The organism is Candidatus Aquiluna sp. IMCC13023 (assembly GCF_000257665.1).
Lineage (GTDB): Bacteria > Actinomycetota > Actinomycetes > Actinomycetales > Microbacteriaceae > Aquiluna.
In genome coordinates this window covers 460,725-476,278 of the sequence record NZ_AJKR01000002.1, presented here as the reverse complement: position 1 = coordinate 476,278, position 15,554 = coordinate 460,725, and the positions used below count along the sequence as shown (strand labels likewise).

Below are 15,554 nucleotides of genomic sequence, written 5' to 3'. Positions count from 1 at the left end.
TGCGGCGAACTGCCGTTGTCTGGAAACTTGAAGAAAGATACAGTGGCGGGCGTTTAGGTGCCTGATCCTGACTGCACTAAAAGACTAGCACCTTTGACATCAACTGCAAGAGCTAAAACTCGCCAGTCGGGAAAAGAGCTCTCCACAAGAGCTATGGCTTCCATTCGTTTTGCTGGGTCGTCTTCCAAAACCAAAACCGACGGGCCCGCCCCAGAAACTACTGCGGGGTGACCGTGAGCTCTCAGCTTTTTGATGAGAGCCGATGTCTCCGGCATTGCGCTGGATCGATAGCTCTGGTGCAACCGGTCCTCGGTTGCCGCCAGCATTAGCTCTGGGCTCTGGGTTAGGGCAGCAACAAGCAGTGCCGACCTGGAGACGTTGAATACGGCATCCGTGTGTGGAACAGATTCCGGCTGCAAGCTTCTGGCTAGCTTTGTGGACATCTGATGCGGTGGAACCAAGACCAATGGAGAAACTCCTCGGTGAACCGTTAGTTTCTTGTGGCGGGGAACCCCGTCCTCCTCCACCCATGCAATGGTCAAACCGCCAAATAGTGCCGGCGCCACATTGTCGGGGTGACCCTCTAGTTCCGTGGCAAAGCCCAACAGCTGCTGTTCGCTAATTTCAATCTCGTCTTGCAAGAGCCCGGCTGCAAGCATGATTCCGCCGGCAACCGCTGCCCCGGAAGACCCCATTCCTCTGCCGTGAGGAATGTTGTTGTCGCATCTAATTTTTAGACCCGGGACTTTTTTACCGAGCTTGTTGAAAACTAGGGCCAAAGACTTATAAATCAGATTTGATTCATCTAGAAGAATGTCGCCGACCCCCTCACCCGAAACTGAAATTTCTAGACCCGAAGAAACTACTTCTGCTTCGTAGCTGTCGTAAAAGGAAAGTGCCATCCCCAGAGTGTCGAAGCCGGGACCAAGGTTCGCAGTAGTTGCTGGAATTTTAACGGTTACTATCTTCACTTTTCGCGCTCCAGTCCCAGGATTCCAGCCACCGCGTCAGCGGTTGCTCCAACCTTTTTTGGCTTGATTGAGCGACCACGCTCGTCTTTTAGAGCCCAGTCGGGATCTTTCAGGCCGTGGCCCGTAACTGTAACCACAACGGTATTCACGGCCGGAAGGTTTCCTTGCTGCTTGATCTTATAAAGACCAGCAGCACCGGTCGCACTCGAAGGCTCAACGAAAACGCCGCACTCCTGAGATAAGAACCGATGCATCCACAAAATCTGCTTGTCGCTCACGGCGTCAAAACCGCCATCGGTGTCCCGTTTGGCCTCTTGAGCTAAATCCCAAGAAGCTGGGTTTCCGATCCTGATGGCAGTAGCAATAGTTTCTGGCTTCGCCACCGGTGATCCTTTTATAAACGGAGCAGACCCTTCAGCCTGAATGCCAAAGAGCTTCGGAAGCTTCTTGATTCTCCCATCCGCCACCTCTTCCCGGTAACCCAGGTGGTAGGCGGAGATGTTACCGGCATTACCTAGCGGCATCGCATGAAGATCTGGCGCCTCACCAAGAACATCAACCACTTCAAAAGCCGCGGTCTTTTGGCCCTGCAGACGATCCGGGTTCACGGAGTTCACCAAGAACACCGGATAGTTTTCGCTCAACTCACGAGCAAGCCGAAGGCAGTCATCGAAGTTTCCACGAACCTGCAAAATCTTTGCCTTGTGCGCAACGGCCTGGGACAGCTTTCCCCAAGAAATTTTTCCAGCCGGCACCAATACAACCGACTGCATTCCGGCCTTGACAGCGTAGGCAGCTGCGGCTGCGGAAGTGTTCCCCGTAGAAGCAGCGATCACTGCTTTGGCGCCGTGTGCTTTTGCCTTTGAGACAGCCGTGGTCATCCCTCGGTCCTTGAACGATCCGGTAGGGTTCATTCCTTCAAATTTCAAGTGGACATTGCCAACGTCTAGCAATTTTGCAAGAGCAGGTGCCTCGATTAGAGGGGTGCCGCCTTCGCCCAGAGTCACAATCGGATCACCAGTTTCAAATGGAAGCCGATCCATATACTCGCGAATTACTCCACGCCATTGGTGCGCCATCAGAGTCCTTCCACTCGGATTACCGAGTTCACGTCTACGACCGCCGGATTTTTGCGAAGTGCAATTACGACCTTCTCTAGGTCGGACTCCAAAGCCACGTGTGTCATCACGGTTAGCACTGCAGCCGCATCCTGATCCGCAGGACTCTGCTGAACAGTCTCGACGCTCACACCATTCTCGGCAAACACCGACGCTATCGACGCCAGCACTCCGGCCTCATCTGACACCTCGAGAGTGATTTGGAATCTGGTCACTACTGATTGAACCGGAAGAATTTCTAAATTCGCATGGGTTGAGTCTGCGAGTCCTGGGCCTCCGGCCAAGTGGCGCTTCGCAGCGCTAACCAAATCGCCGAGGATGGCTGAAGCGGTCTCTTTACCACCGGCACCCGCGCCATAAAACATCAACTCCCCTGCGGACTCCGCTTCAACAAAAACGGCGTTGTAGGCTCCATGAACCGCGGCAAGAGGGTGAGACAACGGAATCAAAGTCGGGTGGACTCTAATTACTATTCCTTCTTTTTCTCCATTAGAGGCACGTTCGCAAATCGCCAGAAGCTTCACAGCGTAACCAGCAGTGCGGGCAGCGTTTATCTGCTGCGCGGAGATCTTCGTTATTCCCTCGCGATAAACCGACTCGACCGGAACCTCTGAGTGGAAAGCCAAAGACGCGATGATCGACGCTTTACTTTGAGCATCAAAGCCTTCAATGTCTGCTGTTGGGTCAGCCTCGGCATAGCCAAGCTTCTTCGCAAGCTCCAGAGCGTCGCCGAACTCAGCGCCGGTCGACTCCATGCGATCCAAAATGAAGTTCGTCGTGCCGTTTACGATGCCCATCACACGATTTATTTTGTCGCCGGCCAAAGACTCACGCAGCGGCCTAATAATCGGAATTGCGCCTGCTACCGCTGCCTCAAAGTAAAGCTGTGCGCCAAGTTGGTCAGCCAATCCGAATAATTCCGGCCCGTGGGCTGCAATTAGGGCCTTATTGGCGGTTACAACATCTGCGCCAGACTCGAGAGCAAGCTTTATCCATGACCTGGCTGGCTCAATGCCTCCAATTAGTTCTATGACTATGTCGCTTCCAAGGATTAGCGATTCCGCATCCTCGGTCAACAACTCTTGCGGAACATCAAAATCCCGCTTCGCCTCCAAGTTTCTAACCGCGATGCCTGACAGTTCGAGGCTCGTTCCTACTCGGCTTGCTAGTTCCTCAGAGTTCTCAAGCAGCAACCTGGCTACCTGTGATCCAACCGAGCCTGCGCCTAAAAGGGCAACTCTGATCGGTCTATACGCGCTTTGCATTTCTAAGCCTCTCCTGGCTCAAAGCCGGCATCTCGTTCTAGCAAGTCTCTCTCGGTTTCCGCCCTGATGAGCACCTTGGCGGTACCGCCCTTGACTGCTATCACAGCAGGTCTAGGCAGATAGTTGTAGTTAGAAGATAGCGAAAAGCAATACGCTCCGGTTGCTGGCACGGCGAGCAAATCATTAACCGAGACATCAGATGGGAGCAATGCATGTCTGACAACAATGTCGCCTGACTCGCAGTGCTTACCGACGACGCGGCTCAATGTTGCTTCGGCATCGGACGAGCGAGAGGCAATTGTCGCGCTGTACTCGGCCTCGTAAAGAGCCGACCTGATGTTGTCGCTCATGCCGCCATCGACGCTTACATATTTTCTTGTAGCCGAAGCGCCTTGATCAGTTACCTGAACATCTTTCAGGGTTCCAACCGAATAAAATGTTATGCCGGCTGGGCCGGCAATAACCCTGCCTGGTTCAAAGGCAAGCGCAGGCACCGGAATTCCAAGCTGCTCGCACTTCTGCGCCACGGCGGTTGTTATTCGACCCGCCATTTCATCAAGCGGCAATGGCCGATCGGCCTGAGTGTAGCTAATGCCAAAGCCTCCACCGAGATTTAGCTCCGGCACATCGCCACCGGCCAAAAGCTTCGCGTGCACGTCGAGCAAGCGCTCAGCAGCAGCAATAAAACCGTCAACAACAAAGATCTGCGACCCTATGTGCGAGTGAAGCCCGAGAAATTTCAACTGCGAGTGCGACCGAATCTTCTCGACCATGTCTGGCACGTCGACCAGCGCAATTCCAAATTTTTGATCCTCACGCGCGGTTGCCAAATATTCATGGGTAAATGCGTGGACACCAGTGTTTACTCGCAACCGAACTGCTTGTACTTTGTCCTGAGCGCTAGCGACCGAAGCAATGCGTTCTATCTCTAGCTCTGAGTCAATGACAATGGCCCCGACTCCAGCAGAAATAGCCCTGCCGATCTCGACGAGTGACTTGTTGTTCCCGTGAAGTCCGATTCTCGGTCCTTCAATTCCGGCAGCCAAGGCCACTGCGAGCTCTCCGCTTGTAGAAACATCTATCGAAAGACCAGCTTGGTCGACCCACCTAACAACCTCGGTCGTCAAGAGCGCCTTAGAGGCGTAGTAGCACTTAGCGGTCGTGCCGATTTTCTGGGCGGCATCAGAGAAGGCTCTGCGCGTGCTCATAAGACGCGACTCAAAATCTTCTTGGTCGACAACATAAAGCGGAGAGCCAAACTGACGCACTAAGTCAGAAGCGGTCTGGCCGCCAACTAAAAGCTCACCGCGTTCATTGCGCTTCGCAGTTCTCGGCCAAATTCTTGGGTCCAGATCGGAAAGGCTAGCTGGCGTATCCAGCCAATCGGGCGTGAGCGGATTCTTCATGACTACATCCTCTCCGGGGCGCTAACCCCAAGTAACCCAAGTCCATTAGCAAGCACCTGCGTGCAAGCGTCATTCAGCCAAAGCCTGGAACGATGGACAGTTTCTACGGGATCCCCGGAGAGTGGAATTACTCGACAGTGATCATAGAAGCGGTGATAGGTCCCCGCCAATTCTTCCAGATATCTTGCGACCCGGTGCGGCTCACGGAATTCACTTGCGGTTTCGACCACCTGAGGAAACTGAGCAAGTTGTGCAATCAAATTCTGCTCGCTCAAATGTGAGAGCGCCTCTGGAACAAACTCACTTCGTTCCACGAGCTGAGTCGATGCATTCTTGGACACCTGTCTGGTCCTAGCGTGAGCATATTGGACGTAGAAAACTGGATTGTCGTTGGTCTTTTTTGTCAAAATCTCAAGATCAACATCCAGGCTCGAGTTGATTGATGATCGAGCCAGTGAATATCTGGCTGCATCAACGCCAACCGCCTCGACAAGATCCTCCATGGTTATTACCGTTCCAGCACGCTTGGACATTTTCACCGGCTGACCTGCTCGAACCAGATTCACCATTTGCCCAATCAAAATCTCCATATGCTTGCCGGGAGTGTCGCCAAAGGCAGCGCAAATAGCCATCATCCGCTGAACATAGCCGTGATGATCTGCGCCCAGCATGTAAATGCACTGATCAAAGCCGCGTTCTCGCTTATCCAGGTAATAAGCGATATCTCCAGCGATGTATGCATTAGAACCATCAGATTTCACAATCACACGGTCGCGATCGTCCCCGAAGGTACTCGAGCGCAACCAGGTCGCACCCTCATCAACAAACGTGTGCCCTTTTTCACCAAGCCTCAGAATCGACCTTTCGACCGCTCCGGACTCATAAAGCGAGTTCTCGTGGAAAAAAACATCAAAATCAACTCCAAAATCATGAAGCGACTGTCTTATTTGAGCAAACATGAACTCGACGCCAATCGACCTGAAGGCCTCCTGAGTTTCATCGGACTCGAGACTGAGAAGGTCTTTTCCGGCTTGATCCATGACAGTTTTGGCAATGTCGAAAATATATTGGCCAGAATAGCCATCTTCGGGAGCCGGTTCGTTTTTTGCTGCGGCGACCAAGGACCTAGCAAACCTGTCAATCTGGCCACCATGATCATTAAAGTAATACTCCCGAGTCACTTCGGCACCGCAAAAGTCAAAGATTCGGGCTAGGGAGTCTCCGACCGCGGCCCAACGGGTTCCGCCTAAGTGAATGGGGCCAGTGGGGTTTGCCGAGACAAACTCAAGGTTCAGCTTTACTCCGACCAGGCTGTCTCCCCGACCAAAGTCAGCACCCTGATCGACGATGGTTTTTACAAGCGACGCAGAAGCCCCGGTTGAAACGAACAAGTTAATAAAACCAGGGCCTGCTATTTCAACCTTGGAGATGCCCTCGACTGTCTCCAGTTTCAATGCAAGAATTTCGGCGAATTGCCTTGGAGTCATCCCGAAAGACTTACCCAGCTGCATCGCCACGTTAGTTGCCCAATCGCCATGGTCACGGTTCTTGGGTCGCTCAACAACCACAGCGGCTGGAAGGTCGGCCTTGGCCAGTCCCCCTTCAGCCATCAGCTGACTTAGTGCATTGAGAATCGCACTTGACAGCTGTTCTGGAGTCATGGGTATTTCCTAAATTTAGGCACGGTGAGATGCTCTACACAAGCCGTTATGAACTTAAATCATACCCTCAATGCTCTTTGCGCCGTGAGTTCGCATCCCAAGCAGCGCGTCGAAAAAATCCCTATTTTGAGCGACACAACGGATGAAAAGACAGTCAGCACACCTCCGCTTTTTTTGAAAGTTAAAGAATCAAGAACCCTCAGCACCCGGAAGTCGGATTCAGGTGCTCGGCTAGTAAGCTGGCATCACCCTAAAGCCCCCATAGCTCAGGGGATAGAGCACCGCCCTCCGGAGGCGGGAGCGCAGGTTCGAATCCTGCTGGGGGCACTACCTGTTAGCTAGAAAACTCGCCATTTGATTCATGGCCATTGCCCTGTGCGACAGGCTGGACTTCACTTCCGGCTCAAGCTGTGCCGCCGTAACCCCGAAACCTTCCGGAGTAAACACCGGATCGTAACCGAATCCCCCATCGCCAGAAGCTCGCATTGCTATGGACCCGGGCCAAACACCGGTAAAAAATGTCTCCCCCGACTCCTCGACGAGCGCAATCGTGCAAACAAAAGACGCACTGCGATGCTCGGATGAGATGTCTCTTAGCTGATCTAGAAGCAGCTGCCTGTTGATCGCATCGTCCCGTCCCCCAGCCCAGATGGCAGAAAAGATACCGGGGGCACCACCCATTACCTCCACGCAGATTCCAGAATCGTCCGCAAAAGAAGGTTGGCCAGTGGCCTCAAAAGCCGCGCGAGCCTTGATGGCGGCGTTTTCTAAAAAGCTAATTCCGTTTTCAACTGGCTCTGGCCCTTCGTGTGGCAAAAGCTTCAGCTGCGGCAAAGATGCTCCGAGGATGAACTCCGCTTCGGCGAGCTTGTGCTTATTGCCGGTGGCGAATATCAACTCCATCAGCGAGTTTCCAGAATCGAGCCAAGAGACTCCTTCTGCTTGATGGATAGCTCACTGGTTGATTGCAAAGCCAGCGCCAAAAGCGCATCAAGCTCACTTTTGTCAAAAGGTGCAGCTTCTGCCGTTCCCTGGACTTCAACGAACAAACCTCTGCCGGTGACGACGACGTTCATGTCGGTGTCAGCTCGGACATCTTCAACGTATGCAAGATCGGTCATCGGCTCTCCGCCGACGATTCCAACCGAAACTGCCGAAACAGTGTCCAGTAATGGGGTCGCCGATTTCGCGATAAATCCATTTTGTTTTCCCCAGTTGACCGCGTCAGCGAGTGCGATGAACGCTCCAGTAATTGCCGCCGTCCTGGTTCCCCCATCGGCCTGCAACACGTCGCAATCTAAAACTATGGTGTTTTCACCGAGGCTCTTCACATCTATCACGGCTCTCAGTGAGCGGCCGATGAGTCGGGAGATTTCATGGGTCCTGCCGCCGATTTTGCCCTTTACGCTCTCGCGATCCGATCGAGTGTGAGTGGCTCTTGGCAGCATCGAGTACTCGGCTGTCACCCAGCCCTCTCCAGAACCCTTTTTGAAACGGGGAACGCCCTCAGTGAAAGAGGCGTTGCATAAAACTCTCGTGTTTCCAAAAGAGACGAGGCAGGAACCTTCGGCGTGCAAGGTGAAGTTTCGTTCGAAACTAATCTGCCTGAGTTCTGTGTTGGTTCTATTGTCTTGCCTAGTCATCAATGCTCTTTCTTTCTAGATGCTGCACTTTGGTAACTTCCGGTCCTAAAAATCGCTGGGCCAACGACTCGAATTCTTGTTCATCGCCGGTTGCAAAAAATTGATACTTAGCCTGGTTTCCAGTTGGCGCCAGCAGATCGTGCTCCGTCAAAACTCGAAAAACGTCCTTCGCTGTTTCATCGGCCGAAGAAACAAGGTTCACGCCCTCGCCCATTACATAACCCAAAACTCCCTGCAATAACGGATAGTGCGTGCAGCCCAAGACCAAAGTGTCCACGCCTGCCTGAATCAAGGGCGCCAAATACCTAGTCGCAGCTTCAACAACCTCAGGGCCGGACGTAACTCCCCGCTCGACTAAATCGACAAAGCTCGGGCAGGCGACGCTGTTTATTTGAAAGTCAACCGCGGCAGCAAAGGCATCGTCGTAGGCCCGAGAGGAAATTGTTGCGCTGGTACCGATTACACCGACTTTTTTATTTCCACTCGTTGCAACCGCTGTCCGCACGGCGGGCTGAATCACCTCTACCACCGGCACCCCTAAGCCTTCCGTGTAGCGTTCTCTGGCGTCCCTCAGAACAGCCGCCGAGGCTGAATTGCAGGCTATAACCAAAACCTTTACGCCGGAGGCCACCAGGTCATCCATAACCTCGAGCGCCAATGAGCGAACTAGTGACAGCGGCTTCGGACCGTAGGGAGAATTAAGAGTGTCCCCCACGTAATGAACAGATTCATTTGGAAGCTGATCAATAATCGCCCGGGCAACAGTGAGCCCACCGACTCCCGAGTCGAAAACTCCAATTGGTCTAGTATCCACCCCACAAGTCTAGGCCCGAGGTGCAATAGCGGTTGTGGCTTAGGTAGGCTGGAGTCGTGACAACAGCCCTGCTAACCGATCGCTATGAACTAACCATGGTTCAAGCTGCACTGCGCTCGGGTAAAGCGGACCGCCAAACAGTTTTCGAAGTTTTTACTAGGTCTCTGCCGGCCGGTCGAAGGTTTGGTGTCCTGGCTGGCAACGGCCGCCTGCTGGAAGCAATCCAAAAATTTAGATTCGAAAAAGAAGAGATCGCGTTTCTTCTGAAAAACGAGATAGTCGATGACTCTACTGCTGTCTGGCTTGAGAACTTTCGCTTCAAGGGCAACATCTATGGCTACCAGGAGGGTGAGCTATTCTTCGCTAACTCCCCAGTTCTTAGGGTAGAAGGGAGCTTTGCGGAAGCGGTAATTCTGGAAACGGTAATACTCTCAATTCTGAACTATGACAGCGCTGTGGCAAGTGCGGCAGCCCGCATGCGCTACGCAGCTGGAGATCGTTACTTGGCTGAAATGGGTGCCAGACGGGCAAATGAGCACGCGGCGGTAGCCGCAGCTCGAGCTGCGTATATCGTCGGGTTTGATGCCACGAGCAACCTTGAAGCTGGAAGAAGCTGGGGAGTCCCGACGATGGGAACCAGCGCTCACTCATTCACCTTGTTGCACGACAGCGAAACCGAGGCCTTTCGGTCTCAAATCGAATCAATGGGTGCCGAAACCACATTGCTTGTCGACACCTACGACATCGAACCAGCGGTGAAGGAAGCCGTCAGGCTCACCGAGGGCAAAATTGCCGCAGTGCGGATAGATTCCGGCGATCTTTCCATGGCGGCCGGCAAGGTCCGCCAGCTACTCGATTCCCTGGGTGCAACTGAAACAAAAATAGTCGTCACTAGCGACCTAGACGAATACACAATCGCCGCGCTGGCCGCCGCGCCCGTGGATAGGTATGGCGTTGGCACATCTCTGGTTACTGGCTCTGGGCATCCGACGGTTGGGTTCGTCTACAAGCTCGTGGCTCACTCGGACGGTGAGGGTTGGGTAGACGTCGCGAAGACTTCAACTTCAAAGGCCAACAGGGGTGGCAAAAAGTTTGCCAGCAGAAAAATCCAGGACAACACAGCTGTTGCAGAACTTGTTGGCGGAGAGTCTCAAGGTAGGCCTCTTCAGGTCCAGCTGGTTGCAGACGGAGAGTGCTCTGTCGGCGCGATGGGACCAGAGGGTGTTTTTGAGGCAAGAAATCACCACAAAATGGCGATTTCCGAGCTAAATGCTTCTGGATTCAGATTGTCAAATGGCGACCCTGCGATCCCCACTTATTTTGTTTAGTCGCCCTTGAAGGTTTCGTAAATCTTTTTACAATCTGGGCAAACCGGAAACTTGCCTGGATCTCGGCTTGGGACCCAGGCTTTGCCGCAAAGTGCAATTACTGGTTCTCCCAATACAGCTGATTCAACAATTTTATTCTTTTTCACGTAGTGGGAGTAACGCTCGTGGTCGCCTTGATCAAATTGCTCAACACGCTCTTTATCGAGAGTAGTTCCAGAATCTAAATCGCTCATAGGACCTTATTGTAGGTCAGCAGCGCTGCCAAGTGTCACCTTGAAAACCAACTTCTGGCCATCTCGAATCACCTGGACCTCAACTTCGGCCCCAGCGGGTTCCGCCCTTACCAAAGCAGTGAGGTCACTCGCGCCCTCAACGCGTCTCCCTTCAAAAACAGTGATGATGTCACCCTGCATAATGCCGGCGGCCTTGGCCGCACCGTCATCGGTAACTCCTTCAACATAGGCACCATTCGAGAATCCACCGGTGGCCTCTCGGCTATCCCCGACTAGGGCGCCCAGCAAGCCGTGGGTAGCGACGCCGGTTTCGATAATTTCGTTTGCGATTCTCTCCGAAGTGTTCGACGGAATAGCAAATCCAACGCCAATGCTTCCCGAGGTCCCGGACCCGGCAGTGGCGATTGCAACGTTGATACCGATTAATTCTCCGCTGTTGTTGACAAGAGCACCACCTGAATTGCCCGGGTTAATCGCCGCATCGGTTTGAATCACCTGAAGCGAAATTGGTATTCCACCACTTCCGGTATAAAACTGAAGCCCCGGATCGTCGCTTACTTCGGAGCTTGCAACCTGAATTGTGCGGTTGAGAGCCGAAATAATGCCCTGGGTTACAGTGGAAGAAAGCCCAAGCGGTGCACCGATTGCCACCACGTTCTGCCCAACATTTAAGGTGTTCGAATCGGCAAAGACAATTGGCTTTAGCCCCGCAGCTTCTATTTTCAAAACTGCCAAGTCGTAGACAGAGTCAAAACCGACTAAATCAGCAGCAAGTACTTGACCATCCCAAAGCATTACTGAGATAGCGGCAGTTTCAGTGAGTCCTCCGAGAGTTGCGACGTGCGCATTGGTCAAGATGTAGCCATCCTCAGTCAGCACCACACCGGAACCAGAACCACCACTCGAGGCTGAGTTGACCGCCAGGGTGACAACCGAGGGAGAAGCTGCTGCTGCTGCACCCGTGACCCAGTTCACCTCGGTAGCGTTATTTACAACTATGGGAGCGGGCTGACTCAAGTTTGCAACGGAGAGCGTTAGTCCGCTCGATCCAATAATGCCTCCGACGAGGGCCGCACCAAGAGCTAACGCCGCAACGGGAAGCAAATTGCGTCTCTTCTTTTTGACTGGAGCCTGCAAGGGAGCAAGGTATGGCTGACTGAAGCTAAATTGATTTTCTCCAGAGCGATTCCACTGAGACATTTATAAAACCTTTCGTTGTCTACCTGATTATGGTCAACAACACTGAGGATTGTATGAGTCCCAGCTGAAAAGTTTCCTCACAAAATCAAAAGAGTTCTCCTTGGGGGCTCCGTGACCTCTATCTCCAGCTGATTTGACCAGAGCGTTACGGTAGCGGCATCAAGGACCCAGTTCCCTCCCAACATTTGATAATCGACACGATAACTGACTTTCGCCCGTGCTAAAAATGAACCGACATTCTGAAAAGACTTCGCGACAGACCTTCCCGACGCAGTGCTCGAGTCAGAGAATTGCCAAGCAATCGAGCTTGCAGTGAAGCGAATCTGGGCGGTTTGCCCCAGCAGTTGGCCGGTGGTGGTCCGGTTATTTACCTCCACGCTGAATTGACCAAATTCGAAAATCTCCAGCTCCTCACCCGGAGTCCAAGCTGCGAAGGGGCGATTTGAGAAGCTTGTTAGGGAATCCCGAAGCGCATTGGAGCTTTGAACGACGCTAGTTTTCTTGGTCACTTGAGGCTCCGGCGGGTCGTCACCGATACAACTTCTTGCGCCCACCGGGACCCAAGCGGTGATCACCCCTTCGGTCGGAGAGTCAATCGAGTTATTTAAGTAATAGGAACACAGCCGCATGGGCTTAGCCTTTGGCGCGCTTCCGATAGTGCTGGAGCCCGTTCGGGAGGTACTTTGTTCCACCTTTTCGGCGCAAATAGTAAAGCTGTCGGCCGTGCTGCTATGAGGTTGGCAAGTAGTTGCGGCCAACAGTATTGCGAACTCCATAAACATTTAGCCGGCCGATCTCGAGGTGCTTAGGTTCTGGTTCATGGCTAAAAAATAAAGCAAAACCTAGATGGCGGATTTGAATTATCCACAGCATAGAAAAAACCCCTGACCTTGTTAGGTTCAGGGGTTTTTTACTAGTTGCGGGGGCAGGATTTGAACCTACGACCTCCGGGTTATGAGCCCGGCGAGCTACCGAACTGCTCCACCCCGCGGCGAAGTCCCAACACTAGCAGGTTTTAGATGGTTAATCTAATGCTGCCAAAGCGTCTTCAATAGCCCTAGTTAATCGATCATCTGCCTTTGCGAATGCCGCCAAGTCTCCAGCCATCAAGGCCGCCTGCTTGTCCGCCAACGCGCTGTTAGCAGCAGTCAAGGCCTCGTCCAAAGCGGTGTTGCCAGACTCAGTTGGAGCAGGTTCTGTGACAGGCTCTTCGCCAGCGTCGTCGGCTACTGGCGCATCTGTGTCATTAGGGTCAAATCCGGAGTCACCGCCGAATAGGGCGTCAAGAGCCTGATCTAGGCTGTCCTCAAAGGCGATCTGATCACCAAATGCCACCAGTACCTTTTCAAGCAACGGGTAGCTGGTCTCACCAGTTGACTCGATGTACACCGGCTGAACGTAAAGCAGGCCGCCGGCTACAGGGAGTGTCAGCAAGTTTCCGCTAATAACATTGGTCGAACCCTGTCTAAGGATGTTCAACAGTGACGATACTTCGCTGTCAGCATTGAAGTTGTTCTGCACCTGACCCGGCCCAGGAACTACGGTCTCCCTTGGAAGGCTGAGCAATGTCAGCTTGCCGTAGTTGTCGCTGACTTGGCCAGCTTCACTTCCAGCATCAGCATTCGCAATCAGATATCCGGTCAGCACGTTTCTGGTGCTCTCACCGGTGGACTGAGGGATGAAGGTCGAGTAGAGCGAAAACGCGCTGTCGGTTTCACCAGGGGTTTGCATCGTCAAGTAGTAGGGAGGCTGGAGTGATCCAAGCCCGGTACCTTCCACTGGGTCATTTGGTGTCATCCATGCGTCCTGCTGAGAGTAGAAAGCTCCAGCCTCTTTCACGTGATAGTTACCAAGCACCGAACGCTGAGTCTTGAATAGATCAGATGGGTACCTAACGTGAGCCATTAGATCGCCCGACATTGCTGACTTTGGCTGCACGGTGTCTGGGTATAGCTTCATCCAGGCCTCTAGCAGAGGATCGTCTTCATCCCACTGGTAAAGATCTACCGAGCCGTCATACGCGTCAACGGTGGCCTTCACAGAGTTTCGGATGTAGTTCACAGTCGAAGTGTCCCTGTTGAATGTCTCAGAGGAGGAATCCAGAATCGAAAGGTTGAATGACTCTAGGTTCGAATATGGATACTGAGTCGTGGTTGTGTAGCCATCCACAATCCACTTGATTCTTCCGTCAACAATCGCAGGGTAAATTTCCGTGTCCACGGTCAAATAAGGCGCAACTTCGGCAATTCGCTCCGCAGGGGAACGGTTGTAGAGAATTTGCGACTCAGCGTTGATTGCGTCTGAGAGCAAGATCTGCTCGCTTTGGAATTTCAATGAGTACGCGATTTTAGTGAAGATGTTTCCCACTAAAGGACCGCCATTACCACTGAAGGTTGTGTAGGTTTCGTTGCTCTCACCCTCGCCGGCTGGGAAATCAAATTCCAGAGGCTCGGCTCCATCATCAGCGCCGACAATTGAGTAGGTCGGTGAGTTAGCACCAAAGTAAATCCTGGGCTCAAAATCCCCTAGGTCTCCAACGGTTGGAATTCCGGACTGGAAAAACAGAGGCTTACCATCGCTGTCGACCTTATTTCCATAGGCTGCGACTAGGCCAAACCCATGTGTGTAGACAACCGATGAGTTGTACCAAGACTGTGACTCGCCAAGGCCCGCTTGATTAAGCTCGCGAACCGCAATTATTGTGTCTCGAGTCTCGCCATCGACTGCGTAGCGATCAACGTGCAAACGGTTCGGGAAGCTGTAGTACTGACGGTATTGCTCTAGCTGACGGAAAGCGTCGCCGACCAAAGCCGGGTCCATAATTCTTATGGATGAGGTCGTCCTGGCGTCGTTTCGAAGAGCACCGGGTTCTGGGATGACGTTGGCTGCATAGTCGACAACTTCGACCTTGTCCAAACCGTAAGCCACTCTGGTTGCGTCGATGTTCTTTTGTAAGTAAGGCCCCTCGAGAGTTCTCTCGTTTGGCACCACCTGGAAGGTTTGTACAATCCAAGGGTAGAGTCCACCAAGAACCAGTGAGCTGGCAACCATCAACGCAGTCGCAATGATCGAAACTCTCCACTGTCCCAGGACGGCCGTCACGATGAATGCCACCGCGACCGCAAGAGAAATAAGAGCCAAGATCTGCAATCCAGGAATGACAGCATTGTCATCCGTATAGGTAACTCCAGTGAAGAGTTCGCCAGCACTAGTTGCAGTCCCATACTGGTCCAACCAAAGGCTAAGGCCCTGAAGAATAAAGTAAGTCGCGATCAAGATTGAAAGCTGAATACGAGCCGGCTTAGAAACCGTAACTTCGCGACCCGAGAAACGGATGCCGCCGTAAATCAAGTGAACGCCGGCATTGATTAGCGCCGCTAGAAAAATACCGCCGGACACGTAGCTCACGGCGAAGCCGTAAAACGGTAGATCAAAAACAAAGAATCCAACATCCAACCCGAACTGCGGGTCGGTAACACCAAACAGGCCGCCGTTTAGCCACAAGGCTGCGGTTTGCCACTCGCGAGCAGCTATTAGACCGCCAAAAACTCCAAGAAGAGCTGGCAGGCCAAGCATGATTACTCGTCTTAGTCCATCAAGCAACTGCTGATAGGCCTGGAACGGTGACTCATCCGGCATCTTTAGATAAACCGGGCGAGATCGCCACGCGGTCATCAGGCCAATCGCAACCAGAAGGGTCATAATGACAAATCCGATTAGGAATGCCACTATCTGACCAACTATTTGAGTGAAGAAGACCACTTCGAAGTCAAGTTGCCTGAACCAGAGCCAATCGGTGTAAATGCCTGCGGCGCTCACTAGAGCGAAAACTATTACAGCCAAGATTCCAAAGGCGATGGACAGCGGCGAAACTCGTCGCTGTGGTTTTGCTTGTGCTTCAGACAATATCTATCT

General features: G+C 52.8%; 13 protein-coding genes and 2 tRNA genes. 2 read left to right on the top strand and 13 right to left on the bottom strand.

Going from position 1 to position 15,554, the window contains the following annotated elements; genetic code table 11:
* Window positions 1-53: 53 nt before the first annotated feature.
* The 5 genes from thrB to argS are packed head-to-tail and all read right to left on the bottom strand — an operon-like array spanning window position 54 to window position 6,421.
* Window positions 54-971: a homoserine kinase gene (thrB, locus tag IMCC13023_RS03310; RefSeq protein WP_040324875.1), complete on the bottom strand. Its 918-nt coding sequence runs from the start codon at window positions 969-971 to the stop codon at window positions 54-56.
* Window positions 968-2,050, bottom strand: coding sequence for a threonine synthase (thrC, locus tag IMCC13023_RS03305; RefSeq protein WP_040324874.1), 1,083 nt, complete (start codon window positions 2,048-2,050; stop codon window positions 968-970). Before thrC ends, thrB begins: the two co-directional genes overlap by 4 nt.
* Window positions 2,050-3,354 (bottom strand): homoserine dehydrogenase, encoded by a 1,305-nt coding sequence (locus IMCC13023_RS03300; RefSeq protein WP_007541227.1) that lies wholly within the window; start codon window positions 3,352-3,354, stop codon window positions 2,050-2,052. Before IMCC13023_RS03300 ends, thrC begins: the two co-directional genes overlap by 1 nt.
* Window positions 3,355-3,356: 2 nt before the next feature.
* The gene (lysA, locus tag IMCC13023_RS03295) at window positions 3,357-4,760 is read right to left on the bottom strand and encodes a diaminopimelate decarboxylase (RefSeq protein WP_007541225.1); all 1,404 of its coding nucleotides are present in this window, start codon (window positions 4,758-4,760) and stop codon (window positions 3,357-3,359) included.
* A 2-nt stretch (window positions 4,761-4,762) separates the two neighbouring features.
* The gene (gene argS, locus IMCC13023_RS03290) at window positions 4,763-6,421 is read right to left on the bottom strand and encodes an arginine--tRNA ligase (protein ID WP_007541223.1); all 1,659 of its coding nucleotides are present in this window, start codon (window positions 6,419-6,421) and stop codon (window positions 4,763-4,765) included.
* A 255-nt stretch (window positions 6,422-6,676) separates the two neighbouring features.
* Here argS and IMCC13023_RS03285 point away from each other — a divergent pair.
* Window positions 6,677-6,748 (top strand) — tRNA-Arg (locus IMCC13023_RS03285).
* Here the strand turns inward: IMCC13023_RS03285 and rdgB are convergent.
* From rdgB to murI, 3 genes are read right to left on the bottom strand one after another with little or no spacing between them, the layout of a single operon-like run.
* Complete coding sequence (gene rdgB / locus IMCC13023_RS03280; RefSeq protein WP_007541221.1) at window positions 6,749-7,324, bottom strand: RdgB/HAM1 family non-canonical purine NTP pyrophosphatase; 576 nt, start codon at window positions 7,322-7,324, stop codon at window positions 6,749-6,751.
* Complete coding sequence (gene rph, locus IMCC13023_RS03275) at window positions 7,324-8,064, bottom strand: ribonuclease PH (protein WP_040324871.1); 741 nt, start codon at window positions 8,062-8,064, stop codon at window positions 7,324-7,326. The genes rdgB and rph overlap by 1 nt, the downstream gene beginning before the upstream one ends.
* Window positions 8,057-8,878, bottom strand: a complete 822-nt coding sequence (gene murI / locus IMCC13023_RS03270) for a glutamate racemase (RefSeq protein WP_007541217.1) — start codon at window positions 8,876-8,878, stop codon at window positions 8,057-8,059. The genes rph and murI overlap by 8 nt, the downstream gene beginning before the upstream one ends.
* Window positions 8,879-8,934: 56 nt before the next feature.
* On the opposite strand from murI, the gene IMCC13023_RS03265 reads away from it, so the two are divergent.
* Window positions 8,935-10,206, top strand: coding sequence for a nicotinate phosphoribosyltransferase (locus IMCC13023_RS03265; protein WP_007541215.1), 1,272 nt, complete (start codon window positions 8,935-8,937; stop codon window positions 10,204-10,206).
* On the opposite strand, the gene IMCC13023_RS03260 is transcribed toward IMCC13023_RS03265, so the two are convergent.
* The 5 genes from IMCC13023_RS03260 to IMCC13023_RS03240 all read right to left on the bottom strand — a co-directional run bounded on the left by IMCC13023_RS03260 (window position 10,203) and on the right by IMCC13023_RS03240 (window position 15,545).
* Window positions 10,203-10,439 (bottom strand): DUF3039 domain-containing protein, encoded by a 237-nt coding sequence (locus IMCC13023_RS03260; RefSeq protein WP_007541213.1) that lies wholly within the window; start codon window positions 10,437-10,439, stop codon window positions 10,203-10,205. The genes IMCC13023_RS03265 and IMCC13023_RS03260 overlap by 4 nt on opposite strands.
* A gap of 6 nt (window positions 10,440-10,445) precedes the next feature.
* On the bottom strand, window positions 10,446-11,639 hold the full coding sequence (locus IMCC13023_RS03255) for a S1C family serine protease (RefSeq protein ID WP_007541211.1): 1,194 nt from the start codon (window positions 11,637-11,639) through the stop codon (window positions 10,446-10,448).
* Between the two features lie 77 nt (window positions 11,640-11,716).
* On the bottom strand, window positions 11,717-12,268 hold the full coding sequence (locus IMCC13023_RS03250; RefSeq protein ID WP_040324870.1) for a hypothetical protein: 552 nt from the start codon (window positions 12,266-12,268) through the stop codon (window positions 11,717-11,719).
* Between the two features lie 288 nt (window positions 12,269-12,556).
* Window positions 12,557-12,630, bottom strand: a tRNA-Met gene (locus IMCC13023_RS03245).
* Window positions 12,631-12,662: 32 nt separating this feature from the next.
* A complete protein-coding gene (locus IMCC13023_RS03240) occupies window positions 12,663-15,545 on the bottom strand; it encodes a UPF0182 family membrane protein (RefSeq protein WP_007541205.1) in 2,883 nt (960 codons plus the stop codon).
* Between the last annotated feature and the right edge of the window lie 9 nt (window positions 15,546-15,554).

What these genes read in the sequence shown, in the direction of transcription:
- thrC (WP_040324874.1), bottom strand. Translation starts at nt 2,050, where the DNA reads ATGGCGCACCAATGGCGTGGAGTAATTCGCGAGTATATGGATCGGCTT.
- argS (WP_007541223.1), bottom strand. Translation starts at nt 6,421, where the DNA reads ATGACTCCAGAACAGCTGTCAAGTGCGATTCTCAATGCACTAAGTCAG.
- IMCC13023_RS03260 (WP_007541213.1), bottom strand. Translation starts at nt 10,439, where the DNA reads ATGAGCGATTTAGATTCTGGAACTACTCTCGATAAAGAGCGTGTTGAG.
- rdgB (WP_007541221.1), bottom strand. Translation starts at nt 7,324, where the DNA reads ATGGAGTTGATATTCGCCACCGGCAATAAGCACAAGCTCGCCGAAGCG.
- rph (WP_040324871.1), bottom strand. Translation starts at nt 8,064, where the DNA reads ATGACTAGGCAAGACAATAGAACCAACACAGAACTCAGGCAGATTAGT.
- IMCC13023_RS03300 (WP_007541227.1), bottom strand. Translation starts at nt 3,354, where the DNA reads ATGCAAAGCGCGTATAGACCGATCAGAGTTGCCCTTTTAGGCGCAGGC.
- lysA (WP_007541225.1), bottom strand. Translation starts at nt 4,760, where the DNA reads ATGAAGAATCCGCTCACGCCCGATTGGCTGGATACGCCAGCTAGCCTT.
- IMCC13023_RS03250 (WP_040324870.1), bottom strand. Translation starts at nt 12,268, where the DNA reads ATGCGGCTGTGTTCCTATTACTTAAATAACTCGATTGACTCTCCGACC.
- IMCC13023_RS03255 (WP_007541211.1), bottom strand. Translation starts at nt 11,639, where the DNA reads ATGTCTCAGTGGAATCGCTCTGGAGAAAATCAATTTAGCTTCAGTCAG.